Annotated in this window: 36 protein-coding genes; 5 read left to right on the top strand and 31 right to left on the bottom strand. The window is 25.0% G+C overall.

Annotation, left to right across the window (positions count from 1 at the left end; genetic code table 11):
• Positions 1-408: 408 nt before the first annotated feature.
• Entirely contained in the window at positions 409-1,368 is a 960-nt protein-coding gene (locus tag E0D94_RS08635; RefSeq protein ID WP_130807069.1) for a tyrosine recombinase XerC, read from the top strand.
• Here E0D94_RS08635 and E0D94_RS08640 read toward each other — a convergent pair.
• Positions 1,365-1,664, bottom strand: coding sequence for a LysM peptidoglycan-binding domain-containing protein (locus E0D94_RS08640; RefSeq protein ID WP_130807070.1), 300 nt, complete (start codon positions 1,662-1,664; stop codon positions 1,365-1,367). The genes E0D94_RS08635 and E0D94_RS08640 overlap by 4 nt on opposite strands.
• A 149-nt stretch (positions 1,665-1,813) precedes the next feature.
• Between E0D94_RS08640 and lexA the strand changes: the two genes are divergently transcribed.
• Positions 1,814-2,434: a transcriptional repressor LexA gene (gene lexA, locus E0D94_RS08645; RefSeq protein ID WP_130807071.1), complete on the top strand. Its 621-nt coding sequence runs from the start codon at positions 1,814-1,816 to the stop codon at positions 2,432-2,434.
• Between the two features lie 20 nt (positions 2,435-2,454).
• Here the strand turns inward: lexA and E0D94_RS08650 are convergent, their stop codons facing one another.
• From E0D94_RS08650 to miaB, 7 genes are all read right to left on the bottom strand, one after another.
• Complete coding sequence (locus E0D94_RS08650; protein ID WP_130807072.1) at positions 2,455-3,741, bottom strand: methionine gamma-lyase family protein; 1,287 nt, start codon at positions 3,739-3,741, stop codon at positions 2,455-2,457.
• 71 nt (positions 3,742-3,812) lie between these two features.
• Positions 3,813-4,040 (bottom strand): RNA chaperone Hfq, encoded by a 228-nt coding sequence (gene hfq / locus E0D94_RS08655; protein ID WP_278044697.1) that lies wholly within the window; start codon positions 4,038-4,040, stop codon positions 3,813-3,815.
• Complete coding sequence (gene miaA / locus E0D94_RS08660; protein ID WP_130807074.1) at positions 4,040-4,984, bottom strand: tRNA (adenosine(37)-N6)-dimethylallyltransferase MiaA; 945 nt, start codon at positions 4,982-4,984, stop codon at positions 4,040-4,042. Before miaA ends, hfq begins: the two co-directional genes overlap by 1 nt.
• Positions 4,985-4,999: 15 nt before the next feature.
• The gene (gene mutL, locus E0D94_RS08665) at positions 5,000-6,823 is read right to left on the bottom strand and encodes a DNA mismatch repair endonuclease MutL (RefSeq protein ID WP_130807075.1); all 1,824 of its coding nucleotides are present in this window, start codon (positions 6,821-6,823) and stop codon (positions 5,000-5,002) included.
• Between the two features lie 12 nt (positions 6,824-6,835).
• On the bottom strand, positions 6,836-9,466 hold the full coding sequence (gene mutS, locus E0D94_RS08670) for a DNA mismatch repair protein MutS (RefSeq protein WP_130807076.1): 2,631 nt from the start codon (positions 9,464-9,466) through the stop codon (positions 6,836-6,838).
• A gap of 62 nt (positions 9,467-9,528) precedes the next feature.
• Positions 9,529-9,897 carry a YlbF family regulator gene (locus E0D94_RS08675; protein WP_165442908.1) on the bottom strand — a complete coding sequence of 123 codons (369 nt, stop codon included), beginning with the start codon at positions 9,895-9,897 and terminating at the stop codon, positions 9,529-9,531.
• Positions 9,890-11,224 carry a tRNA (N6-isopentenyl adenosine(37)-C2)-methylthiotransferase MiaB gene (gene miaB / locus E0D94_RS08680; protein ID WP_130807078.1) on the bottom strand — a complete coding sequence of 445 codons (1,335 nt, stop codon included), beginning with the start codon at positions 11,222-11,224 and terminating at the stop codon, positions 9,890-9,892. The genes E0D94_RS08675 and miaB overlap by 8 nt, the downstream gene beginning before the upstream one ends.
• A gap of 357 nt (positions 11,225-11,581) precedes the next feature.
• On the opposite strand from miaB, the gene E0D94_RS08685 reads away from it, so the two are divergent.
• The gene (locus E0D94_RS08685) at positions 11,582-12,115 is read left to right on the top strand and encodes a hypothetical protein (RefSeq protein WP_130807079.1); all 534 of its coding nucleotides are present in this window, start codon (positions 11,582-11,584) and stop codon (positions 12,113-12,115) included.
• 668 nt (positions 12,116-12,783) lie between these two features.
• Here the strand turns inward: E0D94_RS08685 and E0D94_RS08690 are convergent.
• From E0D94_RS08690 to E0D94_RS08770, 20 genes are all read right to left on the bottom strand, one after another.
• The gene (locus E0D94_RS08690) at positions 12,784-13,068 is read right to left on the bottom strand and encodes a hypothetical protein (protein ID WP_130807080.1); all 285 of its coding nucleotides are present in this window, start codon (positions 13,066-13,068) and stop codon (positions 12,784-12,786) included.
• 184 nt (positions 13,069-13,252) lie between these two features.
• The gene (locus E0D94_RS08695) at positions 13,253-13,489 is read right to left on the bottom strand and encodes a hypothetical protein (protein ID WP_130807081.1); all 237 of its coding nucleotides are present in this window, start codon (positions 13,487-13,489) and stop codon (positions 13,253-13,255) included.
• Positions 13,473-13,583, bottom strand: a complete 111-nt coding sequence (locus tag E0D94_RS15180) for a hypothetical protein (RefSeq protein WP_130807387.1) — start codon at positions 13,581-13,583, stop codon at positions 13,473-13,475. The genes E0D94_RS08695 and E0D94_RS15180 overlap by 17 nt, the downstream gene beginning before the upstream one ends.
• A gap of 291 nt (positions 13,584-13,874) precedes the next feature.
• On the bottom strand, positions 13,875-14,009 hold the full coding sequence (locus E0D94_RS15100; protein WP_278044685.1) for a hypothetical protein: 135 nt from the start codon (positions 14,007-14,009) through the stop codon (positions 13,875-13,877).
• Positions 14,010-14,657: 648 nt separating this feature from the next.
• Positions 14,658-14,960 carry a hypothetical protein gene (locus E0D94_RS08705; RefSeq protein WP_130807082.1) on the bottom strand — a complete coding sequence of 101 codons (303 nt, stop codon included), beginning with the start codon at positions 14,958-14,960 and terminating at the stop codon, positions 14,658-14,660.
• 63 nt (positions 14,961-15,023) lie between these two features.
• Positions 15,024-15,389: a hypothetical protein gene (locus E0D94_RS08710; protein WP_130807083.1), complete on the bottom strand. Its 366-nt coding sequence runs from the start codon at positions 15,387-15,389 to the stop codon at positions 15,024-15,026.
• Positions 15,390-15,478: 89 nt separating this feature from the next.
• Positions 15,479-15,700, bottom strand: a complete 222-nt coding sequence (locus E0D94_RS08715) for a hypothetical protein (RefSeq protein ID WP_130807084.1) — start codon at positions 15,698-15,700, stop codon at positions 15,479-15,481.
• Positions 15,701-15,779: 79 nt separating this feature from the next.
• Entirely contained in the window at positions 15,780-15,956 is a 177-nt protein-coding gene (locus tag E0D94_RS14815; protein WP_165442909.1) for a hypothetical protein, read from the bottom strand.
• A 102-nt stretch (positions 15,957-16,058) separates the two neighbouring features.
• Positions 16,059-16,400 carry a hypothetical protein gene (locus tag E0D94_RS08720; RefSeq protein WP_130807085.1) on the bottom strand — a complete coding sequence of 114 codons (342 nt, stop codon included), beginning with the start codon at positions 16,398-16,400 and terminating at the stop codon, positions 16,059-16,061.
• A gap of 142 nt (positions 16,401-16,542) precedes the next feature.
• On the bottom strand, positions 16,543-16,743 hold the full coding sequence (locus tag E0D94_RS08725) for a hypothetical protein (protein WP_130807086.1): 201 nt from the start codon (positions 16,741-16,743) through the stop codon (positions 16,543-16,545).
• Between the two features lie 342 nt (positions 16,744-17,085).
• The gene (locus tag E0D94_RS15185) at positions 17,086-17,268 is read right to left on the bottom strand and encodes a nucleoside phosphorylase-I family protein (RefSeq protein ID WP_207289681.1); all 183 of its coding nucleotides are present in this window, start codon (positions 17,266-17,268) and stop codon (positions 17,086-17,088) included.
• The gene (locus E0D94_RS08730) at positions 17,231-17,839 is read right to left on the bottom strand and encodes a nucleoside phosphorylase (RefSeq protein WP_207289683.1); all 609 of its coding nucleotides are present in this window, start codon (positions 17,837-17,839) and stop codon (positions 17,231-17,233) included. The genes E0D94_RS15185 and E0D94_RS08730 overlap by 38 nt, the downstream gene beginning before the upstream one ends.
• Positions 17,840-18,016: 177 nt before the next feature.
• Positions 18,017-18,223: a zinc ribbon domain-containing protein gene (locus E0D94_RS08735; RefSeq protein ID WP_130807087.1), complete on the bottom strand. Its 207-nt coding sequence runs from the start codon at positions 18,221-18,223 to the stop codon at positions 18,017-18,019.
• A 322-nt stretch (positions 18,224-18,545) separates the two neighbouring features.
• A complete protein-coding gene (locus tag E0D94_RS08740; protein WP_130807088.1) occupies positions 18,546-18,950 on the bottom strand; it encodes a VOC family protein in 405 nt (134 codons plus the stop codon).
• A gap of 235 nt (positions 18,951-19,185) precedes the next feature.
• On the bottom strand, positions 19,186-19,389 hold the full coding sequence (locus tag E0D94_RS08745) for a DUF4177 domain-containing protein (protein ID WP_130807089.1): 204 nt from the start codon (positions 19,387-19,389) through the stop codon (positions 19,186-19,188).
• A 42-nt stretch (positions 19,390-19,431) separates the two neighbouring features.
• The gene (locus tag E0D94_RS08750) at positions 19,432-19,632 is read right to left on the bottom strand and encodes a hypothetical protein (protein ID WP_130807090.1); all 201 of its coding nucleotides are present in this window, start codon (positions 19,630-19,632) and stop codon (positions 19,432-19,434) included.
• A 638-nt stretch (positions 19,633-20,270) separates the two neighbouring features.
• Positions 20,271-20,543 carry a ribosomal protein L7/L12 gene (locus tag E0D94_RS08755; RefSeq protein WP_130807091.1) on the bottom strand — a complete coding sequence of 91 codons (273 nt, stop codon included), beginning with the start codon at positions 20,541-20,543 and terminating at the stop codon, positions 20,271-20,273.
• A gap of 114 nt (positions 20,544-20,657) precedes the next feature.
• The gene (locus E0D94_RS08760; protein ID WP_130807092.1) at positions 20,658-21,080 is read right to left on the bottom strand and encodes a DUF4181 domain-containing protein; all 423 of its coding nucleotides are present in this window, start codon (positions 21,078-21,080) and stop codon (positions 20,658-20,660) included.
• Between the two features lie 473 nt (positions 21,081-21,553).
• On the bottom strand, positions 21,554-21,742 hold the full coding sequence (locus E0D94_RS08765) for a transcription initiation factor TFIIIB (protein ID WP_130807093.1): 189 nt from the start codon (positions 21,740-21,742) through the stop codon (positions 21,554-21,556).
• Between the two features lie 116 nt (positions 21,743-21,858).
• Complete coding sequence (locus E0D94_RS08770; protein WP_130807094.1) at positions 21,859-22,200, bottom strand: hypothetical protein; 342 nt, start codon at positions 22,198-22,200, stop codon at positions 21,859-21,861.
• A gap of 742 nt (positions 22,201-22,942) precedes the next feature.
• Here E0D94_RS08770 and E0D94_RS08775 point away from each other — a divergent pair.
• A complete protein-coding gene (locus tag E0D94_RS08775; protein WP_130807095.1) occupies positions 22,943-23,188 on the top strand; it encodes a recombinase family protein in 246 nt (81 codons plus the stop codon).
• Positions 23,189-23,215: 27 nt separating this feature from the next.
• Here the strand turns inward: E0D94_RS08775 and E0D94_RS15105 are convergent, their stop codons facing one another.
• Positions 23,216-23,341: a hypothetical protein gene (locus E0D94_RS15105; RefSeq protein WP_278044686.1), complete on the bottom strand. Its 126-nt coding sequence runs from the start codon at positions 23,339-23,341 to the stop codon at positions 23,216-23,218.
• A gap of 152 nt (positions 23,342-23,493) precedes the next feature.
• A complete protein-coding gene (locus tag E0D94_RS08785) occupies positions 23,494-24,024 on the bottom strand; it encodes a lysozyme inhibitor LprI family protein (RefSeq protein WP_130807096.1) in 531 nt (176 codons plus the stop codon).
• Between the two features lie 323 nt (positions 24,025-24,347).
• Here E0D94_RS08785 and E0D94_RS08790 point away from each other — a divergent pair, with 323 nt between their 5' ends.
• A complete protein-coding gene (locus E0D94_RS08790) occupies positions 24,348-25,103 on the top strand; it encodes an AAA family ATPase (RefSeq protein WP_130807097.1) in 756 nt (251 codons plus the stop codon).
• A 136-nt stretch (positions 25,104-25,239) separates the two neighbouring features.
• On the opposite strand, the gene E0D94_RS14820 is transcribed toward E0D94_RS08790, so the two are convergent.
• On the bottom strand, positions 25,240-25,404 hold the full coding sequence (locus tag E0D94_RS14820; RefSeq protein ID WP_165442910.1) for a hypothetical protein: 165 nt from the start codon (positions 25,402-25,404) through the stop codon (positions 25,240-25,242).
• Positions 25,405-25,474: the final 70 nt, after the last annotated feature.

Genomic DNA, 25,474 nt, shown 5'->3' on the forward strand with positions numbered 1-25,474 from the left:
ATCATCTAGCAAATTTTAAATAGAAAATATATTGATAATTAGATTTGGATAATTTATAAAATAAAATCATTAAAATAAATATGCTAAAAGCATTATGAGAACATATAAGCTGATTTAAATGTCTAACTATGTAATTGTATGTAGAACTTATTTAAATTCTTTAGAAGAGAATATAAAAGCTCGAATTATGTCAATATATAATTTTATGTTGAATTATATACATTAAGCAGCAGAATATCCGACATAAAATTATTATGATGGAAAATAGGATTACAAAACAAAAAAGAGACTAGAAATACTAAAATAAGTTATATTATTTTTCAATCTAATGTCACAAAATGATAATTTTGCGACATTAGATTGAAAAATAGAACTAAAAAAGGTATAATTGATTAAGGAGGTTGAAAAATGGATGATATACCAATTATATTAGAAGATTTCTTGAATTACTTAGATACCATCAAAGGAAAATCACAAAATACAATTAAAGAATATTATTATGACTTAAGGACATTTTTAAGATTCATAAAAAGAAGATATAAATTAGTTAACAAAGATATTCCATTTAATGATATAGAGATTGAAGATTTAGATATAGATATAATAAAAAAAATAAACTTACAAGACTTATTCGCCTTTCTTTCTTTTATAAATAAAAATAGAGATAATTCAACAAATACCCGTGCTAGAAAAATTGCTAGCATAAGATCATTTTTTAAATATTTACATAATATAGTAGAATTAATAGATACAAACCCTACCCTTAACTTAGAAACACCAAAACTAACAAAAAGACACCCATCATACCTTACTCTAGATGAATCCCTCACACTAATAAATAGTATTCAAGGCGAATTCAAAGTTAGAGATTATGCAATAATAATGATATTCTTAAATTGTGGTCTTAGACTATCTGAATTAGTTAGTATTGATATTGATAGAATAAAAGATGATACTCTTACAGTTATAGGAAAAGGCGATAAAGAAAGAACCATATATCTAAACGAAAGTACTTTAGAAGCAATAAAACAATATTTAAAAATAAGACCTACAAAAAATATTAAAGATAAAAAAGCTTTATTTTTAAGCAAAAGAAAAAACAGGTTAAGTGTTAGAGCTGTACAACATTTAGTAAAAAAACATTTAAACAATGCAGGTTTAGATCCTGATAAACTTTCAACTCACAAACTAAGACATACCGCAGCTACTCTTATGTATAAACATGGAAATGTAGATATAAGAGCTTTACAACAAATACTTGGTCACTCTAGTGTTTCAACTACACAAATATATACTCACTTAGACGATGAAAAACTCAGACAAGCTGTAAAAAGTAATCCTTTATCTAAAAATACCAAGAAAAATTAATTTCTTGGTATTTTTAGAATATCTCCAGCTTCTATCCATTCATTACTTATATTATTTATTTTTTTTATTTTATAAACCACTTCCCTCACATCATCACCTTCGGGGTTATTCAATTTAGCTATATCCCATATAGTATCCCCTTCTTTTACATGTATTTGTTTGTATTCAGAATCTGTATTACTAGCAACTACTACACTTAATAAGTTATTTAATAATAAAGCAAATAATAAAATTAATACTAATAAAAATGTTACAAATCTAAACTTATTTACTATTACCAATCTTTTATTATACATTTTTCAACCTCCTCAAGCTCGAACGTTAGTTCCTTAATTTAAGTATAGCAGAACGCACGTTCCTTGTCAACGAAAAATCGAACGAATGTTTGATAATTTTATTTTTATATGATATAATAAATTAAAATTGTCATTGTGAGGTGCGAGATATGTATGAAGAGTTAACGTCAAAGCAAAGTAATATACTTAAATTTATAAAAAAAGAAATTTTACAAAAGGGTTATCCCCCTTCAGTTAGAGAAATATGTAAAGCAGTAGGATTAAAGTCAACATCAACTGTACATGGGCATTTATCTAGATTAGAAAAAAAGGGCTATATAAGAAGAGATGCTACAAAACCTAGAGCAATTGAAATTTTAGACAGCAATAATGAAAATATTTTTAGTAGAAAAGAGATCGCAGAGGTTCCCATTATAGGAAAAGTTACAGCAGGTTTACCAATACTAGCAACAGAAAACATTGAAGATACCTTTCCTTTACCTGTTGATATCGTAAACAATGATACTGTTTTTATGCTTTCTGTAAGTGGTGAAAGTATGAAAGATGCAGGGATTTTAGACGGTGATTATGTTTTAGTTAAACAACAAAACACTGCTGAAAATGGAGACATGATAGTTGCATTAATAGATGATGAAGCTACTGTTAAAAGATATTTTGTAGAAAAAGATCATATAAGACTTCAACCAGAAAACGCCTCTATGGAACCAATTATAGTAACTGATATTAAAATTTTAGGAAAAATAAAAGGTGTATTTAGAACAATAGATTAAAGGCCCTAAGGCCTTTTTTATTATAAAAATTTCTTATTATAAAATTTAGATAAAATTTCAATCAATGCATATTTGCTATGGTAATAATTTAGCCCCCCTTGGAAATAAACTATGTAAGGTTCCCTTATAGGAGCATCTGCACTTAATTCTATTGAAGAACCTTCTATAAAAGCTCCAGATGCCATAATTACTGGATCATCATATCCAGGCATCCCCCATGGTTCTGGAATCACATGAGAGTCAACAGGTGAAGAAGATTGAATAGATTTGCAAAATTCAATAACTTTTTCTTTACTTTTCATTTTTATAGCTTGTATTATATCCCCCCTATTATCTTCTACTTTAGGTGTTATTTCATACCCTAAATCTTTAAAAACTTGTGCAAAAAGCAATGCACTTTTTAAAGATTCTTTTACAATCATAGGTGCTAAAAATAACCCTTGTAAAGTACTTCTTGTAGTTCCAAAAGTAAGACCGCAATCCTTACCAATTCCTGGAGCTGTAAGTCTATTGGAAATTCTTTTAACTAGATCTTTTTTACCTACTATATAACCACCAGTCAATGCCAATCCACCACCAGGATTTTTAATTAAAGATCCTGCCATTATATCTGCTCCAACATATGTCGGTTCATATACATCCACAAATTCACCATAACAGTTATCTATCATGCAAATAATATCTTCTCTAACTAGTTTTATTTTTTTTATTACTTCTTTTATTTCCGCTATAGATAATGCCCTTCTAAAGCTATATCCAGTAGATCTTTGAATTAATATAACTTTAGTATTAGATGTTATACTATTGATTAAAGATGATGTATCTATTGTATTGTCTGGTTTTAATTTAACTTCTTTATATTTAATACCTTTTTCTAATAATGTTCCAGGTTCACTTCCCTTTACTCCAATAACCTTTAATAAAGTTTCATAAGGGCTACCTGCTGCTGAGATTAATTTATCTCCTGATGATAATAATGCTGATAATGTTAAATATAGAGCATGAGTCCCTGAAACTATAGTAGGTCTAACTAAAGCATCTTCTGTAGAGAATACTCTCTTATAAATAGATTCTACTTTATCTCTCCCTATATCACCATAACCATAACCAGTAGTCCAATTAAAATTTGTTGCATCTAATCTCTCTTCTCTCATTGCATCTAATACCTTAATTTGATTATATTCACTATTATTCTCAATTTCTTGAAATCTATCTTTTAGTTTCTCTTCTGCTTCCGTAATTTTTTTAATTACTTTATCATTAATGCCTTTTTGTTTACATAATAAGTTTATTGTAAATTCATTCACTTGTTTTCCTTCTTTCGTTATTAAGGACAAAAAGTATTTTCTATTTAAAAGAATACTTTTTGTCCTTAATATTATTTTTCTGTTAAATCTATATTTTTAGCAGGAATCATAGTAGATATTGCATGCTTGTAAATCATATTTTGATTCCCTTCATTTTCTAATGAAATAGTATAATTATCAAAACCTCTTACTAATCCTTTCAACTGAAAGCCATTCATTAAATATATAGTAACAGGAATTTCTGCTCTTCTCAACTTATTTAAAAATATATCCTGTAAATTAATATTGCTTTTCATTATTATTCACCCCCTAATTTATCGTTTATTATAGAAGTCATTTTTTCGACTAAGCCTTCTTCCTTTTCAAAATCCCCCTTATTAAACCATATAATTCTATCATCCCTTCTAAACCAAGTAAGTTGTCTTTTTGCAAATCTTCTGGTATCTCTTTTTAATAGCTCTATAGCTTTTTCTAAGCTGTAACTTCCCTCTAGATAACCTATAATTTCTTTATACCCTAATCCTTGCATAGATACTAAAGATTTTTCATATCCTTTATCTAATAAATCTTTGACTTCATCTACAAGCCCTTCTTTTATCATCATATCAACTCTTAAATTTATTCTTTCATAAAGTTTTTCTCTATCCATATATAATCCTAAAATTATTAAATTGAAATCAGGATTAGGTTTTCTAAAATTATTATAGCCTTCACTCATAGGTTTACCTGTTTCATAATAAATTTCAAGAGCTCTAACAATTCTTTTAGTATCATTTTCATGAATTCTATTATATGATTTTTCATCTACTTCTTTAAGTAGATTATGAATATATTTATTTCCATATTTATCAGCTAAAGCATAATATTTATCTCTTAGCTCTTGATTTGAAATGGCATTTGTAAAATCTAAATCATAGACTAATGAATTTATATACAAACCAGTACCTCCAACCACAAGAGGCAATTTATCTTTACTATAAATATCATCAATATAAGAGTAAGCATTATCCTTAAAATCAGATACACTATATTCTTGATCAGGATATACCTCATCTATCATGTAATGATTAATTAAATCCATTTCACATTTATTAATTTTGGCAGTGCCAATATTCATGTATTTATATATTTGCATAGAATCTGCTGATATTATTTCTGCATTTATTTCTTTAGCTAATTTAATAGATACTGAAGTTTTTCCAGAAGCTGTAGGGCCAATTAAAAGTATTAAATCTCTCTTCATTAAATCCTCCTTAAATCACTGTATTCTTTTAAACATTTTTTCAATTTCATATTTAGTTATTTTAATAGTAATAGGTCTTCCATGAGGACAAGTAAAAGGGTTTTCACATTTTTTCAAATCATTCATTAAACTTTTTATCTCAATATGTCCCATAGAATCTCCTGCTTTTATAGCATTTGTACAGGACATTTTGATTATCTTTTCTGCTCTCAAATCATATCTATTGCTTATATTTTCATTTAAATTATCTAATATATCCATAAATAAATTATTATTATCTGGAAGACCAAATAACATTGGAACTCCTCTTATAGAGATACTATTTCTCCCAAAATCTTCAATATCAAATCCTAATGCATTAAAAAGTTCTATATTATTTAATATTAATTCATAGTCATAGTGATTTAAATTAATTGTTCTTGGTACAATCAATGGTTGAATAACAACACTCTCTTTTTCATATTGTAATCTAAACTTTTCATACATTATCCTCTCATGAGCAGCATGTTGGTCTATCATATACATAGTATTACTAATACTATCTTCTCCAATTATATAAGTATTAAAAACTCTACCTATAATATTTAGTTCTGGAAAAACTCTGGAAGAATCATTATTTTGTATTGACTTTTTATTTTCTCTTACTGAAGATCTATCCAACGTTTCTATTTTATCTTCTTTTACAAAATTTATTTGTTCAATATCTTCAACTTCATACTCTTTTTTAAATAAAGGTTTATTATAATTGTTATTGTTTGTTTCAGTATTTTTAGGTTTCTCATCTACAATATCAATAATTTCTTCAGTTTTTTGTTTGTTTTTATTATCTAAAGTAATATTAGGAACTAAATTAAATTCGAATAGTCTGTTTTTTACTATATCAGTAATCTTAGGAATTAATTTCAAATCATCATTAAATCTTATTTCAACTTTAGACGGATGAACATTCACATCAATATTCTTAGGATCAACTTTTATATATAAATATACAACAGGGTATCTATTAATAGTAATTAAAGTTTTATAAGCCTCTTCTATAGCTTTAGATAATAGTTTACTATTTACATATCTCCCATTAACAAAAAACAATTCATAATTTCTATTCCCTCTATTAAATAATGGTTTAGATATGTAACCATCTATAGAAAATAAGTCACTTGAATAGTTTATTGAAATTAAAGATTCAGTATGTTCTTTTCCATATATACTAAAAATCGTGGATTTTAAATCTCCATTGCCAGGTGTTTTAATCATATTTTTATTATCTTTTATATAATTAAAGGATATATCTGTATTAGATAATGCTAGCTTATTAATTATATTTGTTATATTAGCAGATTCAGCAGAATCAGATTTTAAGAATTTTTTTCTTACAGGAGTATTATAAAATATATTCCTAACTATAATAGTGGTTCCCTTAGGAGCACCAACCTCACTTTCCTGCTGCAGTACACCTCCATGTATTTCTACCATTATGCCAGTTTCTTCATCAATAGTTTTACTTATTAATTCAACCATAGAAATTGAAGAAATACTTGCGAGAGCTTCACCTCTAAATCCTAAAGAATGTATCTTTAATAAATCTTCTGATTTAGATATTTTACTTGTAGAATGTCTTAAAAAAGCTAATTGTATATCATCTTTATATATGCCATCTCCATCATCTGTAATTCTAATGTAATTTTTACCACCATCTTTTATTTCAATAGTTATATTTCTAGCATTAGCATCTATGGAATTTTCTATTAATTCTTTAACTATAGAAGAAGGTCTTTCAATGACCTCTCCTGCTGCTATTTTATTTATTGTATTATCATCTAAAACATTAATCTTTTTCACAGTATAAACCACCTAAATTTCTTTAGTTTTATCAATTAGTTCATTTAATAAATTCATTGATTCCAAAGGAGTTAAATTAATTAGATCTATATTTTTTATCAATTCTATTATTTCATTTTCTTTCATCTTAAATATATCAATTTGATTTTCTGATTTATTTTCTTTTATATCTACATTTGAAGAAATATTATTACTATAATTTATATCATTTTCTTCTAAATCTCTTAATATATTTTTTGCTCTAGAAGTTACTTCTGAAGGAACACCTGCTAAATTTGCTACTTCTATTCCATAACTCTTATCAGCTTCTCCCCTTACCACTTTTCTTAAAAAGATAATATCTTCACCAGATTCTTTAACTGTTATTTTATAATTTTTTATACCCTCTATTTTTCCCTCTAATTCAGTCAATTCATGATAATGGGTAGAGAAAAGAGTTTTAGCTCCAATCTTAGTTTTATCACTTATATATTCAATAACAGCCCACGCAATACTAAGTCCATCGTAAGTACTTGTTCCTCTACCTATTTCATCTAATATTATTAAACTGTTTTTAGAACTATTATTTAAAATATTTGCAACTTCATTCATTTCAACCATAAAAGTACTTTGTCCTTGTGATAAATCATCACTAGCTCCAACTCTAGTAAATATCCTATCTGCCAAACAAATATCTGCATACTCAGCAGGGACAAAGCTTCCGATTTGTGCCATCAAAGTTATAATAGCTACTTGTCTCATATAAGTAGATTTACCCGCCATATTAGGTCCAGTAATAATATTTAATCTATTGTCTTCATTATCTAAAAAAGTATCATTCGGAATAAACATTTCATTCTTTAATACCTTTTCAACTACAGGATGTCTCCCTTTTTTTATATTAATAACCCTTTGTGAATTTATTTTGGGTTTAATATAATTGTTTTTATAAGAAACCAGAGACAATGAATTTAAGCAATCAATTGTAGCAATTATTTTAGCAGTAGACTGCATTCTTTCAATCTTACCTTTTAATTTATCTCTTATTTCAACAAATATATTATACTCTAATATTACACTTTTCTCTTCAGCTCCAAGTATTTTTGATTCCATTTCTTTTAACTCAGGTGTAATATATCTTTCCGAATTAGATAAAGTTTGTTTTCTTATATAATTGTCTGGTACTAATTTTATATTAGATTTTCTCACTTCAATATAGTACCCAAAAACTTTATTAAAACCTATTTTCAAGCTTTTTATTCCTGTTCTATTCTTTTCATTAGCTTCAAGCTTGTTTAACCAATTTTTCCCTTCAATTGAAGCATTAAGTAACTCATCTAATTTTTCATCATAATTCTTTTTAATTATTCCACCTTCACGAGTTTGTATAGGAGGATCTTCTACAATAGCTTCATGAATAAGTGCATGTACATCTTCTAATAAATCAATATCACCAGCAAGTTGTTTTAAAAACTCAGACTTTGAATTAATTAGCAACTCTTTTATATCAGGCAATATTTTAATAGAATTTTTAAGAGCTATTAAGTCCCTAGCGTTACAACTTCCATAAACTATTTTCCCAATAAGTCTTTCAATATCATAGACTTTATTTAATTTTTGTTTTATCTCATCCATTAATATGATATCTTCATACAAATTTTCTATTGCATTTAAACGTTTTTGTATTAAGTCTATATTTAACAAAGGTTCCTCTAACCATTTTCTTAACATTCTTGCTCCCATAGCAGTAGATGTTTTATCTAAAATCCAAAGCAAGGATCCTTTTTTAGTCTTATCTCTTATAGTTTCAGTAATTTCTAAATTTTTTCTTGTATTTATATCTATCAACATAAAGTTTTCTATATTATACTTATATATATTATTAATATGACTTAAGGAATTTTTCTGAGTTTCATTTAAATAACTTAATAAGGAACCAACGCTTTTTATTGAGTAATTATCATTTGATATCCCAAAACCTTCTAAATTTAAAATGTTAAAATGTCTTTTTATTATCTTTTTATTTTCTTCAATATTAAATAACCAATCATCAGTTTTATCAATAACAATATCTATCTTCTTTTCTATTTCATCAGATATTTTATTTTCAAATATATATTTATTTGCAATTATTTCTTTTGGTTTTATTTTTGCCAACTCATCTATTAAAGCTTTAAAACCCTCTTTAGAATTATTAGTAACTTTTTGAGTAGTATAAAACTCTCCAGTAGTTATATCTGCATAAGAAATACCAACTCCATTTTGATCCATGAATATACTTGATAAATAATTGTTATTTTTCTCATCTAACATTTTAGTATCTGTTACAGTACCTCTAGATATTATTCTAACAACATCTCTCTTAACTATACCTTTTGCTTCATTTGGGTTCTCTATCTGCTCACAAATAGCAACTTTATATCCTTTATCTACTAATTTGGATATATAACTATCAGCAGAATGAAATGGAACTCCACACATAGGAGCTTTTTCTTTTTGACCACATTCTCTTCCAGTTAATGTTATTTCAAGTTCTTTTGATGCTATAAGAGCATCATCAAAAAACATTTCATAAAAATCTCCTAGTCGGAAAAATAATATGGAGTCTTTATTTCTATTTTTAATTTTCATATATTGTTCCATCATAGGTGTTAACTTTGACACATAATTCCCTCCTAGTAAAACTAAAATAAATAGACTAAGATGTACTTAGTCTATTTATTTTATCATTTTTTACAACCATTACATCCCTTGCTATTACTTATACCCGTATAGTACTCTAATATATTATCAACGTTTTTTATCGTTTTTTCAACTTTAGATTTGCATTTAATGTAATTTGTATATTTCTTTTCTTTTAAAAGTTTTTTATTTAATTCCTTAATTTCTAAGCTAATATTTTTTATATCTGTTTCTTGTCCCTCTATTAATAAGTTATTATATAACTTTGTTTTTTCATCTAATTTAGCTTTTAATTTCATAGTATTACTATCATTATAGTATTCTTCTTGTGATTTAATATACTCTATATATTCTTCAGAATCTTGGATTGTTTTTCCTAATTCCCTTGCAATATCTAATGTAGATTTACTCAATAATTTCACCTTCTAGTGTCCAAGTTTTTGCAGTATTAACCTTTACATTTACTACACTTCCTATTAAGCTTTCATTACCTTCAAAGTGAATTAATTTATTAGTATCAGTTCTACCAGATAATTTAGTAGAATCATTTTTACTAATTTCTTCTACGAGTACTTTAACTTCCTTACCTATTAAGTTTTGATTTCTTTCTAAGCTTATTTCTTTTAAAACTTCTAATAATCTATTAAATCTTGTATGTTTTATATCATCAGGTATTTGGTCTTTGTCTTTAGCAGCAGGAGTACCTTCTCTAATTGAATATAAAAATGTAAAAGCTGAATCAAACTTTGAATGTTTAACTACTTCTATTGTATCTTCAAAATCTTCTTCTGTCTCGCCTGGAAAACCAACAATAATATCTGTAGTAAGTGCTATATCAGGAATAGCTTTTCTTATTTTATCTACTAAAGTTAAATATTGTTTTTTTGTATATTTTCTATTCATCTTTTTTAATATCCTATCACTACCTGATTGAAATGGTAAGTGAAGATGATTACACACCTTATCACACTTTGTCATTGCGTCAATAAGTTCTTCAGATAAATCCTTAGGGTGAGAAGTCATAAACCTTATTCTTTCTATCCCTTCAACATCATTAAGCATATATAATAGCTCTGCAAAGCTTACTTTTTCTTCTAAATTTTTACCATATGAATTAACATTTTGTCCTAATAAGGTTATCTCCTTATATCCTTCTTCGCTTAACCTTTTAGCTTCTTTTAATATATCTTTTGGTTCTCTACTTTTTTCTCGCCCTCTAGTATAAGGAACTATACAATAAGTACAAAAATTATTACAACCATACATAATGTTAATAAAAGCCTTAAAATCATATTTTCTTTTAGTAGGTAAATCTTCTATTATTTCTTTACTATCATTCCAAACATCTACTAACATATTCATTTTTTGGTCATGATCCTCTATTAACTCTGGTAATTTATGAATGTTATGTGTTCCAAATATTATATCAACATGAGAATACTTTTCTTTTATAACTTTTCTCACACCTTTTTTTTGCATCATACATCCACATACGCCAATTATTAGGTTTGGATTTTCTCTTTTTATTCTTTTTAATTCACCTAAATTACCATAAACTTTTAATTCTGCATTTTCTCTTACTAAACATGTATTATATATTATTAAATCAGCTTCTTCCTTATCAGAAGTTGAAATATATCCTAATGATTCTAAAATTCCTTCTATTTTTTCTGAGTCATGTTCATTCATCTGACATCCCCAAGTTACTACAAGATACTTTTTTTGATTAGTATTATTCATGATATTTCCTCCTTACTTTTTCATTCTATATTATATCATAACAATAAGCAATAAAAAAAGCAGTAGTTAGCAACTTTTAGCCATTGTCTTTTTTCCTTAACATTAATATTTTTCTAAAATTATTGACATTATAAAAAATATTAAACTCTTTATAAATATAAACAATAAGTTTAAATATTTTTTACTTCCTTTTTATATTTAAACACGAACTTTTTTATGATTTTTATCTATAAGAAGAATTTAAACACAAAATTATCAACCTATTGATTAAACTACTTTAATTTATAACATTACTATTTCAAAAATAATACATATAATATATAATTTAAAATATAAATAACTATTGGGAGGAAAATTATGAAATTGTTTCTATTAGTAATGGGGGTAATTTATCTATTGTTTGGACTTATAAGAATAAAAAATAATAATATAGTTATATCTATGAAATTAATAAAAATAATAAGTACTATACATAATCTAATAACTTCAATTTTATTTTCACTATATTATTATTTTTATGATACTTCTTCTTTTTCTAACTATATTTTACTTTTTTTAAGCACTATATTATTTATTCTCCTGTTTATAGATCTTAAAAAATTTGATTATGCTTTTAATGATAATTATAATGAATTTAATACTTTTGTAATATTTAATATTGATAAATCAGAGATAAAAAATTTTAAAACTAAATTTAATAAAAGATTTAAATTAGAAGAGAGAATGTATATAATGGAAAGGTCTAAAATGAATAGACTAATAATTAGAACTAATGATGAATATATATCTCAAGGACTCTATTTTATTCAAAATTCTAAAAAAATTAAAATTTCCTTGAGTAATACTTTTTTATTGTTTCTTCGGATTATATTTTTGTGGTATTCAATATAAAGAAGTAGAATTATTTGAGATTAGATTTATCACTGTAAACAAGTCTATTGTATTAAGTATTAAAAACTCCATTACCATATAACTTGCCAATAACGTAAGGAGTTATTACAAATAATAGAACAATGAGTGATTTAAAAATGTTTAGAAAATTGAAATAGTATCCAACACTAATTAGGATAGAAGTAATGATAAGCAATAAAAGAACTTGCTTAATAGTACTAATTTTAGATAACCCCAATTCAAAAATACTTAATGGATATATTCCAAATAATACATATAACCACGGATTTTTTCTGAACAAGTTATTTCCTCCTTTTTAAAAGTAAAATTATTTATAGAGATACTTATTTATACCAAGCCTCTTGATGCTATACCCCTTATAGTAATTGATGCTTTGTCCAACCTTTATTGAGTTTTATGTTATCATAAACCGATAATCAACTTTATTATTTATTATGAAAATATTATCTTTAAGGTTTACTTATTAAATAAAGTATTATTAACTTTCATACTCCATGATTTTACCTAATAAATAATATATTACCCACCATTAACTTCATAACTTACTCTTATAATTAGCAACTATAAAAACACTTTAGTTTATCATAATGAATATTAAGACAAATTAGATATTATAAGTTTAAAAATTAAATCATAATATTATTAAATTAAAATAAATTTAGATACTCTCCCAATATGGACAGTAAATATAATATAGGAACAATTAGAAGTATATAGTTAAACACTAACTTATGAGTTTCATTTTCTTTTTTTACACTATTCTGCAAATCTTTAACTGTAATCCAAATTAATAAAAGTGAAAGTGTTGACATCACTATAGGTTCTGTACGCATAAAAATTTCTGTATGGCCATAATTATCATATAAAAGTCTACGTATCAATGCATAAATTATTGCTAATATAATAACAATCCAATCAGGAAGTTTATACATATCTATATACCCCATATGTTTTTATATTTCCAAGATACTTACTAAAATATTTTCCTTTATAATATCTAGTCACAATTTTCATATCTGGCCTAGAATTATAAGTATTTTTATAATAACTATTTTCATTAATATCTCTCCAATATATTTAATAATATTTATTACATTATTTTTTAATTTTAGACAATTAAATTATAGAATGTTTTCCAAAGTCTACTATAACTACTTGACCATCATTAATCCTTATAACTTCACAATTATTTTCAATCTCATATAGTTTAGCTTTCTCTTCAAACTTATTAAATCTTGATAAGTATCTGCTATAATGTGGTAATACTTCTATTGAACAAAAGCCTAAACCTAAAATTTTTTTTAAATTAACACCCTCATTTAATTCAAGACTGTACTTAGCAATTAAGTCCATTTTTTTGCATAACTATTGAACCTGCACTACAGCCAATAACAATATTATCTTCTATTAATTTTTCAATAATAGATAACGAATTTGATTTTTTTATTGATTTTAATAAATAAAATGGATTGCCTCCATTTTAAAAAACAACATCATATTTTAATAACTCTATTGGATTTTGAAAATCAAAATCAAAATAATCTACATTCAATCCAATAGATTCCAACTCTTTACTTACTTTTGAAATATGTCTATCTTTTTCCTTATAATCAGAAGCAATTGTAATAATAACTGCTTTGGATAGTCCACTACAATATTCTTTAAATTTATTTTTTAATTTTCTGATGATAAACCATTTGATGTTAAGATTAACATTCTATCACTCCCATAATAATTACTAATATTTATTAAAATAATAGATGCCACATTTTTTTACTACTACATCATTATAAACTTCTATATAAAGTGTTAAATTCCCTTTAATTAAATATCTATAATTTATTGTATCTGATATTTCTTGATCATGACTCAAATGTGTTTGTTATAATTATTTTAGTATTTCATAAAAAATTGAAATTGTATAATTAAGGTGATAAATATAAAAATTAAAACATTATACTTATCTTTTTTGGGTATTTCTTTTCTCCAAATCAAAAAAGTGAGTATTGAGAATATATTCATGATTAAACTAATTAAAATCATTACCACAAAAATAATTTGATCACTAATTTCATTAGTTAGATTAGTAAATTTAATGATAAATGCTATTGAAATATAAATTGCAACTATTAAAAAATAATTACGATAATATATTTTCCCCTTCAATTTAAGATCATCTCATTTCTATTTTTATGTCTGTTATATTACCGATAAATGTTTTACGATTTTATATATTTTTCTTAATATCTAAAATGAAATTTTAATTTTATTTTAGATATTAAGAAAAATATAACTAATAATATTATTGCAAAAAGTGACATTGATTTATATTTCTTTGTTTTAATATAATAATAATGTATCCAAAAAGCAAAGTTATTTATTCAGTCATAAAATTTTACCCTCTAACTATTTTTATTATGGAGAACATTTCCAATTGGCTGTATAAAAATATTTTTCAGAATTTCTTCCTCAGTAAATTTTAGCAACATATTTAAATTGTATTTTTAAATTATATTATCTATCATATTATATGAATTACATTTTCAATAAATAAAAATAACATTAGCAATATTAAAAAGAAACCACATATACTATAAATAAATTTTATAAATGGTTTTTTTTGAGAATCCTTAAATGTATTCTTAAGTAATTTTATAATCTTTATTATGACATAGGCATTTAACCCTGTAAATACTAATCTTAAAGCCATATATACATAAGGAATATCTTTTATTCTCTCATTATTATTTAAACTCACAATTATAATTAAAAAGATATAAAATAACAAATCTGATAGATATATCATTTTCTCTTTATTAAACATATTCCTTGTCTGACCTCCCTGATTTATTCAATAATCTCGTTACTTAACAACTGATTTTAGTTACTAAAACAAAGAGATTATCCAAGAGAATGGGATAATTGGTAAAATCATTTTGATGATTAGGGCCCATGGAGCTCCACTTCCTCCCATCATAGATATAAACATTAAAAATAAAATAATACATACATTAATTATTACTAATAATATGTTTATTGGGTTTATACTAACAAAATAAATTAAAATAATAGAGCTATAAAATCCTATCCACATTAAAAGCATGGGATTTAAAATTTCTATACTAATAATACCATTAAAACCTAATGCAAATATTGTAGGATATATTAATGCTGAAATCATTATAATTAATTTTAAAAAAATGCTATCTTGAATTGAGTTTTTTAAGGAGTTTATATTTTCTATAATAACCATATTAATTAGTACCTCCTCTACAGTTTTCTATATGTCATAGTCTGTAATCTTAAAAATTAGTGAGCTTGTTATATATAAATTTTACTTTATTAATTCCTAAAGTATGCTTCATATGCACATATTATAGTTCCTACTAATGTCATTATAGAAAAAAATATAAGTGGAAATATAGCTCTTGAAACTAATAGTGAACCAAGTAATCCAGGAAATTTATGATAAATACCAGGGTTAAGTCCTGCTACTATAAATGATGCTAAAATACCTATCATTCCACCTATAAATAAGAGTGCACCAAAAATCATTTTTTTCAAATTACTTAACCTCCTTCAATTTATTATAATTAATATTAAGTAAAACTCAGATTACAGCATAATGCGTAGTTTATAAAAATCACGACTTATTATTTTTCTTCTGTGATTGTATTATAAAATAAATTATTAATATAATAATGACAATTATGCTTTTAATAATTGTAGTATTTACTCCAAATAAATCTAAAATAATTGATAATACAAAATAAGTTATAAAACCAATTATAAAATTCTTTATTGTATCTTTCTTAAACATAAGATTCACCCTCCTAGATGCAAATTCAATTCTATTAAATATAAACTTTCTAAAATCATCAAACTTGAGTCATGATATTTTACTTTCTTTAAACTAGCTTATTTATACTAACTTAAAAACTTTATTAATATACGATGCTGTATGAATTATACTTTCAATTGTCACAAATAACATTAGAATCATTAAAAAAACTATAAATGCAATCTGCATTATCTCTAGCAGCGTTCTTTTTTGTGGTTCTTTAAACGTACCCTTTATAAGCATTATGCCCTTTAATGTTAGATAGATGCTGAAAGGTATATGTATAACCCTAAAACTTATATATGCATAAGGAATATTTTCTATTTTTTCATTATTATTTAAAGCCATAAGTGAAATTAGAAAAATAGTATATATTAATACTGATAATGGACTTCTTTCTTCTTCATCAAATAAACTAGCCATTTCATACACCCCAAGTGATTAAGTTTATGACGCATAATTCTACTGCTATGTCATGACATTAAAATGTAACACCTATAAAACCCCAGATAATAAATTGAATGAAAATTATTATTTTTACTGCATTTATATCCATGTATCCCCTCTATAATAATCCGAAAATCATTTCCAATAATAATCCTATAGAATTATTTGATTTATAAAACACTCCTACAATTATTAATATCGCTCCTAAAGACGTTAGTAACCATCCCAAGATACCACCAAACATAAAATGATTAAATTCTAAAAATATAATAATTACTCCTAATAATACTAGCATGATATTAATTTTTTGACCTTTCACTATTTAACCTTCTTTCATAAACAATTATTTATTATTTTTCTAGTTAGAATTTTTTATATAATAAAATTCATTATAATTATTTTTCCATATATAAAGTTCTTGAATGTCCAAGTAATTTTATATTTGACTAAATGTATATTTTCTAAAGTTGAATTTACTATTATCTTATGTATTTTATACATTCTACGCTTTTCTCAGAATTACATAATCACTACTTTGTATAAATCTACTACTACGTCATTATAAAGTTCTCAGTTTGTCACAATGATACTTTTGACAAACTCAGATAAACTATATATATCTGTGATTATTTTTTATTCAAGGCGCAGGAATTTTTAAAAATTACATATGCTTAGAAAATTCCAAGGCTATATTGGCAACAATATCTTTCGCCTCTATTGAACTGCTATTTGACAAAGATCTTCGATTCCAGTTTTCTTCGCTTAAATGATCTGCTGCATAGAAAAAATGTAATACTTTAATACCTCTAAATTTTGCCAATGCTGCAACCGCTGAGCACTCCATATCTACAGCTATTATCCCTTCTCCGGTTCATCTTATCTTTTGTTTCTCTATACATAGCATCTGTAGTCCATACTTTTCCTTTTGTATAAGATATTTTTTCTTTTGTTAAAAACTCCTCAAATGCATTTAATGTGTTTATATTAACATCTATTTCATTGGAGGCTGAAACATAATGATAACTAGTTCCTTCATCTCGAACTGCTCGGTCCGGTATAATAATTGAAACATCATCAATATCGTGATTTAATATTCCACATGTACCAAACAAAATTAATTTTCTCATTCCCATAACATGTAATTCCTCTAACAAGCCAACACACCCAGGAGAACCAACATAGGAGTTGAAAATAGCCATATTTAGACCCTTGTATTCAATTTTATAAATAAGAACTTCCAAATTCGCTATAGATAAACTCCCTATTTTAATACCTTTGTATCTTTCAACCATCCGTGAAAAAGTTGATCTTTCAAAACAAGAAACAACTATTTCTGGAAACCCATCTATAGCTTCAACTATATCCTCAGGATTTATAATAGCCTTTTTATTTTGATCAAATTGTTTCAGTATCATAAGTTATCCTCCTTTTAAAACATGTATTTATAATACTCTTAATTTTACATCTTATTTTTATTTCTATATTATATTGAGTTTGTCAGTTGTTCTATTAAGACAAACTTAGATCTATATGTACAAATAAGTCTCTCTATTTTACTTGGACTTGTGCCTATAGATTTGACAAAAGTCTACTTATCCTCCAAAAAATAGGTCTAATAAATTTGAAGCAGTAGAGGTTTCTCTATTATATAACTCTGAGTATCCGCATTCTTTACAATATACTACTAAAAACTTATTGTTTTGTAGGTCAAAAATTTTTGAAAGACCAGATCCAGTAGTGGATATTTCTTTAGTTGCAGCATTTTTACTACCACATTTAATGCAACCCTCATTATCCATATTAATCACTCCTTTAATAACTTTATACTCATTATAATTGTATCATATTTATCACAAAATTAAAGATTATGAGCTGACCAAATAAAAAAGTACAAATAAATGTAATTTTGATAGTGAACATTACCAACTGAAGTAATGTTGAAAATTTGACATTTATATACCAGAGGGGATATCACATATGGGAAGAGCATAAGAAAATAATATTATAATCCATATTAAGCTTTACTCAATGAATATTAAGTAAACTCAATTTTACGTTATAATACTACGCAGTTTATAAATGATGCGTCGTAATCAATAGGATAAATATTAATTTGAATATCTATATCGGTAAATCTCTTATTTCAATCTCTGTACCCTCTGGTGCTTTAATTTTAAATAGATATCCATCTTCAACTTTATATACTATCTCTCCATTTTTAATCTTAAAGTTTTCATATCCTAATTTTTTTATTCTATCAAATTCTTCTTGAACATTATCCACTAAGAAACACATATGGACTATTCCTTCATTCAATGAACTCCAATTTTTTAATTTATCTCCCTTCTTAGCAGTTTGTAATTCAATCATGAATGTACCTAATCTTAACCATGTATTAAAATCTCGTTTATGAAAATTTGGAGTTTCTGTAACTAATTCAAATCCTAAAATTTTAGTATAAAATTCAAGTGTTTCTTTATATTTTTCCGTTTGAATACATACATGATGCATCATTTTTATGCCCATAATAACTCCTCCTTAAGTAACTTAATTGCAAAATATTGTTTCGCATTTTTTTACTACAACGTCATTATAAACTTGTATATAAAGTATTAAATTTCCTTTAATTTAATATCCGTATTTTACTATGTTTTACTATATATGATACTTATTAACTATGATTCAAATGAGTTTATTATATTTAATATTAAATAATATCAATTTTAGGTTATTATACTATGTAATTTATAAATATTACTAATTAATCTTTATTTATTCTTTCAAGAATAATAGTTACTTGATTTCCATCTACAGAAGAAAATAGTACATTCCCACTTCCTTTTATGTTGCTTATAATATTCGATATTCTCCAACCTTCTTTTCCATAATCATTTAAAATATCCTCTAACTCCTCAGTAAGAGTTAAAGTACCAAGATTACATTTAAAAACCTTATATTCATACATAGTAAATACACCTCCTATATATCTAGTTTACAATTGTTTAATTTACTCTGTTTGCTTTTTAAATAATTTAGAAAAAGCTAAATCTACTACAAAATAAGCAATCACCCATATCATTATGTCCATTATTAACTTTATAAAATTAAACTCCTTATTAAATACATCGTAAGATAAACCAGTTATTAAACCAATTACCTTTGCTATAAAATAAATAATTAAAAATTTAATAATTGTATTTTTTCTCAATACATTCTCCTCCTATAATATTTCTGATATATAATTCTATTATTATACCTTTATAAACTTCTATAAAAAAGTATAAGATACTTTATTTAACTCACTATATATATTTTGTAATATACAATAGTCTACCAATTTAAAAATGTGTTGATTTGTCTCAATCAATATTAAGTAAATTTAAATATTTGTATTGAAGAATAAAAAATACTATTTATAATTTCTTATAAATAATCAATCCATAAGTAATAGAAGCAATCATCATAAAAATTAGTGCATATATAATTAAATTACTTTCAAAAAAATAATCGTGTATATTTTCCAAAAATATAGTGAAAAACACCACAATGATAAATGCTAAAATTTTCTTTTTACAACACTATTCATAAATTATTCCTCCTTAAAGAATTTATTATATTTAACTTTTACTTAATCGTACTTGTGATAAATTCAATAAAGTTATTAATTTTTATTTAAATAAGTTCTTTTTATAATTAAACCTACGTTATTCGCAGACCAAACAAGTAATATAGCAAGAACAATCCTGCCCAATAAATCTTCACTTGAACTTATCAGTCCAGACATAATGACAAAAACACCTGCAAAACAAATAATATTTATAACATTTTTAATTTTAGTATTCATATTTAATTATTCATTTCTAAATTTTCAACATATTCTTTAGCTTCTTTAAGACCCATTCCTGTTTCTTCTCTAAGTCTTTTTATAGCTGGTATTCTTTTATCATCTGCTATGAGTTCTTTTAATTCTTCATCTATATTTATCTCTTCTATTCCTAGATGATCCATTATTCTATTTAATTTTTTATTCATATGATTTATCTTAAGCTCTGAAGAATCAGGAGAAGCTACTAATATTCCTATTATAATTAATAATAATGCAATAATCCATATTTCCATATCAAATCTCCTTACTATTTTTATTTTCAATTATTAAATCTGAGTTTTACTCATTTTAATATTAAGTAAAATCAATTTTATTATATCTCAAGACTATATGTAATACATGTCTGATTAAATATTAAAAAAATTACTGATAATTAGTATACCTAACAACGCTAAAGAAAAGATTAATTGACTAATAGTTAAAATATATGCTTTCGAGTTTTCTGCATATTTCCATTCCATAAATGCTCTGAACGTTTCAGAAGTCACTAAAAACATAAGCATTACAAACCATACTTCAAGATACCAGCTCACTCCATTAATATTTCTATTTTGATAAGAGATTGTCATTAATAATATAATTATAAAGCTAATTATAATTATATAATCAATTTTCTTATGTTTTTTATTCACATAATTACATGAGAATGGTTTTCTTTTCTTTACTTTTAAATACTTTCTCATTACAGCATTAAAAATAGATATCAGGAATAATAATATCGCTAATATAAAAAATAGCTTTATATCAGACCTAGGCTCTACATTATACAACTAAAATCCCCCTTTTAAAATATATTTTTCTACTGATATTCATTAACTATTTCTCATTATAATTCGAAATAATTGTGTTTTACTTATAATGCTCATTAATATAAACTCATTATTCTTAGGTTAATATTCTTCATCACTTACCATATATCAAGATATCAAGAATTTTTTCTTATATAAATTTGTAAAGCCTTAATTAGTAATGATATAAAATTGGTTATTGTTCCTAGTATTAATGCAGGAACAATTGACATAATGACCAATAATATTATTTCTTGAATTTGTACAGGACTATTTAACATCGCTGCAAAAAAACTACAGTTAAAAAATAAGAAATTACATAATCTCTCTTTCTTAATTTCACAGGTACCACTCCCTAAATCCCTTTAAATAATTTTAAAATACTTTCCTATTAAGTAAACTCAATTTCACCTTATTATACTACTCAGTTTATAAATGATGTGAACTAAATGTTATTACTTAAATTTCTCCGGCTTTGATACTCTCATTGATAAGATATGACCACATTTTGTACATATATCTGCTACAATTTCAGAACCTGACTTAAATCTACTTTTTATGGGGAACATCGAACCTTCTCCATAAGTATTCCCTTTGCCAATCTCTTCACATCCACAGACAGGGCATTTTATAATATTTTTCATTTAATCACTCCTCATTCTATTCGTAATTTTTTACTACTACGTCATTATGAAATTCTATAAAAATATATCAAACTCTTTAATTAAATATGTATTTTACTTTTTTTAAACTAGCTTATTTATACTAACTTAAAAACTTTATTAATATACGATGCTGTGTGAATTATATCTTCAATTGTCACAAATAACATTAGAATCATTAAAAAACCTATAAATACAATCTGCATTATCTCTATCAGTGTTCTTTTTTGTGGTTCTTTAAATGTGCCTTTTATAAGCATTATGCCCTTTAATGTTATATAGATGCTGAAAGTTATATGTATAACCCTAAAGGCTATATCTGCATAAGGGATAATTCTTATTTTTGCATTATTATTTAAAGCTGTAAGTGAAATTAGGAAAATAGTATATATTAATACTGATAATGGACTTCTTTCTTCTTCATCAAATAAAGTAGACATTTCATACACCTCCAAGAGATTAAGTTTATGACGCATAATTCTACTACCACGTCATTATAAAATTCTATAAAAATCTACCAGATCCTTTATTTAAATATATGTATTTTATCCTGTATGATATTTGTTAACTATAATTCAGAAAACAATATTTATTAATTTTGCATCTATTTTTATAATTCAAGAAATCCTCAATATTATAAATATCATATTAGTTTTATAGTATTTATATATTAACGAACTTTATTTCACTAATACTTGTTTTTATTATATTATTTATTCTCTTATTCATTGTAAAGGTTTTCATGCCTTTAATATAATTCTAACTCCCCTTACATTCCCTATATAATTATGGATATATTTTCTATTTTTAAATTCTATACTTATTTTACCATATCTAATATTTATTTGGTAGTAACATTGCATAAAATGTAAACAAATGTTGAAATTAGTAATCAAATAAATATAATTATTTGTCTATAGGTAACTTTTTAAATATTTTAAGTTATAATATAGTTACTGTATGTGATGTAATTAAGAATATTATGATAAACTATTGAGAGGTAAACTTATAGACAGTAAAGACTATGATAAATATCACTATCCTTGTTGTCTGTGAGTAAAGAAATATTATTAGATAATGATATATAGCTTAATTAAGATACACACAAGGGTATGCAACATTAAAGTTTGTCATTACAAATATTAGCTTTAAGGCTTTTATTTTTACCATATAACAAAGCATATGTTTATTAAAGGAATGATTAACATGACTATCGCTGCGATATATGCACGTAAAAGTAAAGCAACAGATAAAGGAGAACCAAGTGAAATTCAAATAAATCTAGGTATCTCACTTTGCAAACTTCGTGGTTGGGATTATGTAGTGTATGAAGATTATGATGTATCAGGAAAGAACTTAGACCGTCCAGGGTTTAAAAGAATGCTAAATGATTCTCATGAATATAGAAACTTTTTAAAGCATAATTAAAGGGCCTTATTTGGCCCTATTTTTATACTAAACTTTTAACACTTCTTTTTGAGTTAATCTTATATTTTTTCCTAAGTTATTTTCACTAATAAATACTTTAATTCCACAAATTATAGATAAAATTCTTAATATAAAAAATCTTAACCAAGCCATATTCAGCTAAAATTCTCCACCATATACTATGTCTGGTGATGTTCCACATTCATCTACATATATTCCCAGATTCCAAAATAGTTTCAATGACATTAAAAACGATACAATACTAAGTATGAAAATAATCAAGTTAATATATTTATTTCTGTTTCTTAGTCTGTCATATACTGATTTACTAATTCATAACACCTTTCTTTAGTTGATTCATACAAATATACATAATTCGAAACAAGTTCAAATGTACCACCTTCATATTTTTCCATTTCTTTATTTGCTTTTTCTTCTTTTTCTTTAATCCACTTAAGTTGTTCAGCTTTTAAGTTTTCCATTACCTCTCGTGATAATTCTTGTTTTAATAAAGCATATATATCATTTAATTCTTCATCGTACATTTCATATGCTTTCCCATAATAATTTTTCATAGCATTTGTTGAACCTTTGTCTGAATCCTTCTTTTCTGGTAATGAATTCAGTTCTTCCTGAATATTATCTAATCTTTCTATAAACTTTTTTCTTCTTCCTTTTACTTTTTTTACTGTATTTTTTATATTGTCTTCAACTTGATGATTTTGATTTATGTCACTTGTAGAGTTTTTATTTTCTTCATTATCCCCTCTACATGCTATTAATGTCATTATTGACAATGCTATAACTATAAAAAGTGCACATTTTTTATTTTTCATTTATATTCTCCTTTTGATTTTATTTGTAGCTATATTTTTATCTTACCACAATCTTCCTTCAAATTTATAGAACATTTACTGTAGTATAAATAATACAAATCTCCATTACCTACCAAGTAATATATCACTATCCTACATTTTACTACATAACAAATTTTAAGGCTAGAGATTTCTACCTAACCTTAAAATGATGTAATAACAACCTTTTATTATATATAATAAAAAAATATGACTTAATTCTACAATATGATAATATATATATATAATCATTATATAATAAATAAAGTAAAACATTTTCAATATACTTCTGAGGAGGTATTAAAATGATTGAAGATACTTTTCAACAATATATAAGAAAAATTATACTAAAAAGAGATAATGTCGAAAGTTTTGATATTTATCCATTTTCACTTAATTCTGTACGATGTTTAGATAACATTGAATTACATCCAAATGTCACTTTCTTAATTGGAGAGAATGGTAGTGGAAAGTCAACTTTATTAGAAGCAATTGCAGTTGCATATGGATTCAATCCTGAAGGTGGTACAAAGAATTTTAATTTTTCAACAGCACAAACACATTCAAACTTATATGAGTATATAAAATTAGTTAAAGGTGCAATAAAGCCTAAAGATGGTTTTTTCTTAAGATCAGAAAGTTTTTATAATGTCGCTTCCAATATTCAAGAGTTAGACCAAAGTGGTATGGGACCAAGAATTATCGATTCTTATGGTGGCATATCTTTACATAATCAATCACATGGTGAATCTTTTATGGCTGTATTATTAAATAGATTAGGTGGAAATGGAGTATATATTTTTGATGAACCTGAGGCTGCTTTATCACCAACAAGGCAAATGGCTCTAATCAGTAGAATACATGAACTTGTTAATAAAGATTCACAATTCATAATAGCTACCCATTCACCAATAATTATGTCTTATCCAAATTCAAAAATTTATAGTTTTGATGATGGATTTAAGCAAGTAGAATATGAGGATACTGAACACTACCAAGTTACGAAAAGATTTATGAATAACACAAGTAAAATGTTAGATATTTTGTTAGATAATGAGTAATAAATAAAGTAAAGTTACCAACATTCTACAAAAAACCTATAGGATACTTTGAACTGTACTGCTTTTGTCATGTAATATTACATAAAAAAATAAGGCTAGAGATTTCTCCCTAGCCTTATAATAATTGCTCATTATATCACTTACATATTTTGTCTTTTTCAATAAACCTTAAAAAGCCTTTCTTTTTCCTTGTAATTTCTATATAAGTTTCTTTATCTATCTTTTCATCTTCATAAAGTTTTTCTGCAAATTTAATGAAATCTTTTGATAATTCTACTAAGTCATTTGTGGCATCCTCCATATTAAAACCTCCTAGTAAGATCCTTACTATGTTTAAATTAGTTATTCTACAAAGTATAAAAAATTCCTTT

The organism is Senegalia massiliensis, from assembly GCF_900626135.1.
GTDB lineage: Bacteria > Bacillota > Clostridia > Tissierellales > SIT17 > Anaeromonas > Anaeromonas massiliensis.

What these genes read in the sequence shown, in the direction of transcription:
- E0D94_RS08710 (WP_130807083.1), bottom strand. Translation starts at nt 15,389, where the DNA reads ATGGTTATTATAGAAAATATAAACTCCTTAAAAAACTCAATTCAAGAT.
- E0D94_RS08640 (WP_130807070.1), bottom strand. Translation starts at nt 1,664, where the DNA reads ATGTATAATAAAAGATTGGTAATAGTAAATAAGTTTAGATTTGTAACA.
- E0D94_RS08685 (WP_130807079.1), top strand. Translation starts at nt 11,582, where the DNA reads ATGAAATTGTTTCTATTAGTAATGGGGGTAATTTATCTATTGTTTGGA.
- E0D94_RS14820 (WP_165442910.1), bottom strand. Translation starts at nt 25,404, where the DNA reads ATGGAGGATGCCACAAATGACTTAGTAGAATTATCAAAAGATTTCATT.
- E0D94_RS08775 (WP_130807095.1), top strand. Translation starts at nt 22,943, where the DNA reads ATGTTTATTAAAGGAATGATTAACATGACTATCGCTGCGATATATGCA.
- E0D94_RS15185 (WP_207289681.1), bottom strand. Translation starts at nt 17,268, where the DNA reads ATGGAGTGCTCAGCGGTTGCAGCATTGGCAAAATTTAGAGGTATTAAA.
- E0D94_RS08740 (WP_130807088.1), bottom strand. Translation starts at nt 18,950, where the DNA reads ATGGGCATAAAAATGATGCATCATGTATGTATTCAAACGGAAAAATAT.
- E0D94_RS08705 (WP_130807082.1), bottom strand. Translation starts at nt 14,960, where the DNA reads ATGTTTAATAAAGAGAAAATGATATATCTATCAGATTTGTTATTTTAT.
- E0D94_RS08720 (WP_130807085.1), bottom strand. Translation starts at nt 16,400, where the DNA reads ATGGCTAGTTTATTTGATGAAGAAGAAAGAAGTCCATTATCAGTATTA.
- E0D94_RS08730 (WP_207289683.1), bottom strand. Translation starts at nt 17,839, where the DNA reads ATGATACTGAAACAATTTGATCAAAATAAAAAGGCTATTATAAATCCT.
- lexA (WP_130807071.1), top strand. Translation starts at nt 1,814, where the DNA reads ATGTATGAAGAGTTAACGTCAAAGCAAAGTAATATACTTAAATTTATA.
- miaB (WP_130807078.1), bottom strand. Translation starts at nt 11,224, where the DNA reads ATGAATAATACTAATCAAAAAAAGTATCTTGTAGTAACTTGGGGATGT.
- E0D94_RS08790 (WP_130807097.1), top strand. Translation starts at nt 24,348, where the DNA reads ATGATTGAAGATACTTTTCAACAATATATAAGAAAAATTATACTAAAA.
- E0D94_RS08745 (WP_130807089.1), bottom strand. Translation starts at nt 19,389, where the DNA reads ATGTATGAATATAAGGTTTTTAAATGTAATCTTGGTACTTTAACTCTT.
- E0D94_RS08770 (WP_130807094.1), bottom strand. Translation starts at nt 22,200, where the DNA reads ATGTCTACTTTATTTGATGAAGAAGAAAGAAGTCCATTATCAGTATTA.
- E0D94_RS08755 (WP_130807091.1), bottom strand. Translation starts at nt 20,543, where the DNA reads ATGGAAATATGGATTATTGCATTATTATTAATTATAATAGGAATATTA.
- E0D94_RS08735 (WP_130807087.1), bottom strand. Translation starts at nt 18,223, where the DNA reads ATGGATAATGAGGGTTGCATTAAATGTGGTAGTAAAAATGCTGCAACT.
- E0D94_RS08690 (WP_130807080.1), bottom strand. Translation starts at nt 13,068, where the DNA reads ATGTATAAACTTCCTGATTGGATTGTTATTATATTAGCAATAATTTAT.
- E0D94_RS08785 (WP_130807096.1), bottom strand. Translation starts at nt 24,024, where the DNA reads ATGAAAAATAAAAAATGTGCACTTTTTATAGTTATAGCATTGTCAATA.
- E0D94_RS15105 (WP_278044686.1), bottom strand. Translation starts at nt 23,341, where the DNA reads ATGGCTTGGTTAAGATTTTTTATATTAAGAATTTTATCTATAATTTGT.
- E0D94_RS08635 (WP_130807069.1), top strand. Translation starts at nt 409, where the DNA reads ATGGATGATATACCAATTATATTAGAAGATTTCTTGAATTACTTAGAT.
- E0D94_RS08695 (WP_130807081.1), bottom strand. Translation starts at nt 13,489, where the DNA reads ATGGACTTAATTGCTAAGTACAGTCTTGAATTAAATGAGGGTGTTAAT.
- miaA (WP_130807074.1), bottom strand. Translation starts at nt 4,984, where the DNA reads ATGAAGAGAGATTTAATACTTTTAATTGGCCCTACAGCTTCTGGAAAA.
- E0D94_RS14815 (WP_165442909.1), bottom strand. Translation starts at nt 15,956, where the DNA reads ATGTTTAAGAAAGATACAATAAAGAATTTTATAATTGGTTTTATAACT.
- E0D94_RS08765 (WP_130807093.1), bottom strand. Translation starts at nt 21,742, where the DNA reads ATGAAAAATATTATAAAATGCCCTGTCTGTGGATGTGAAGAGATTGGC.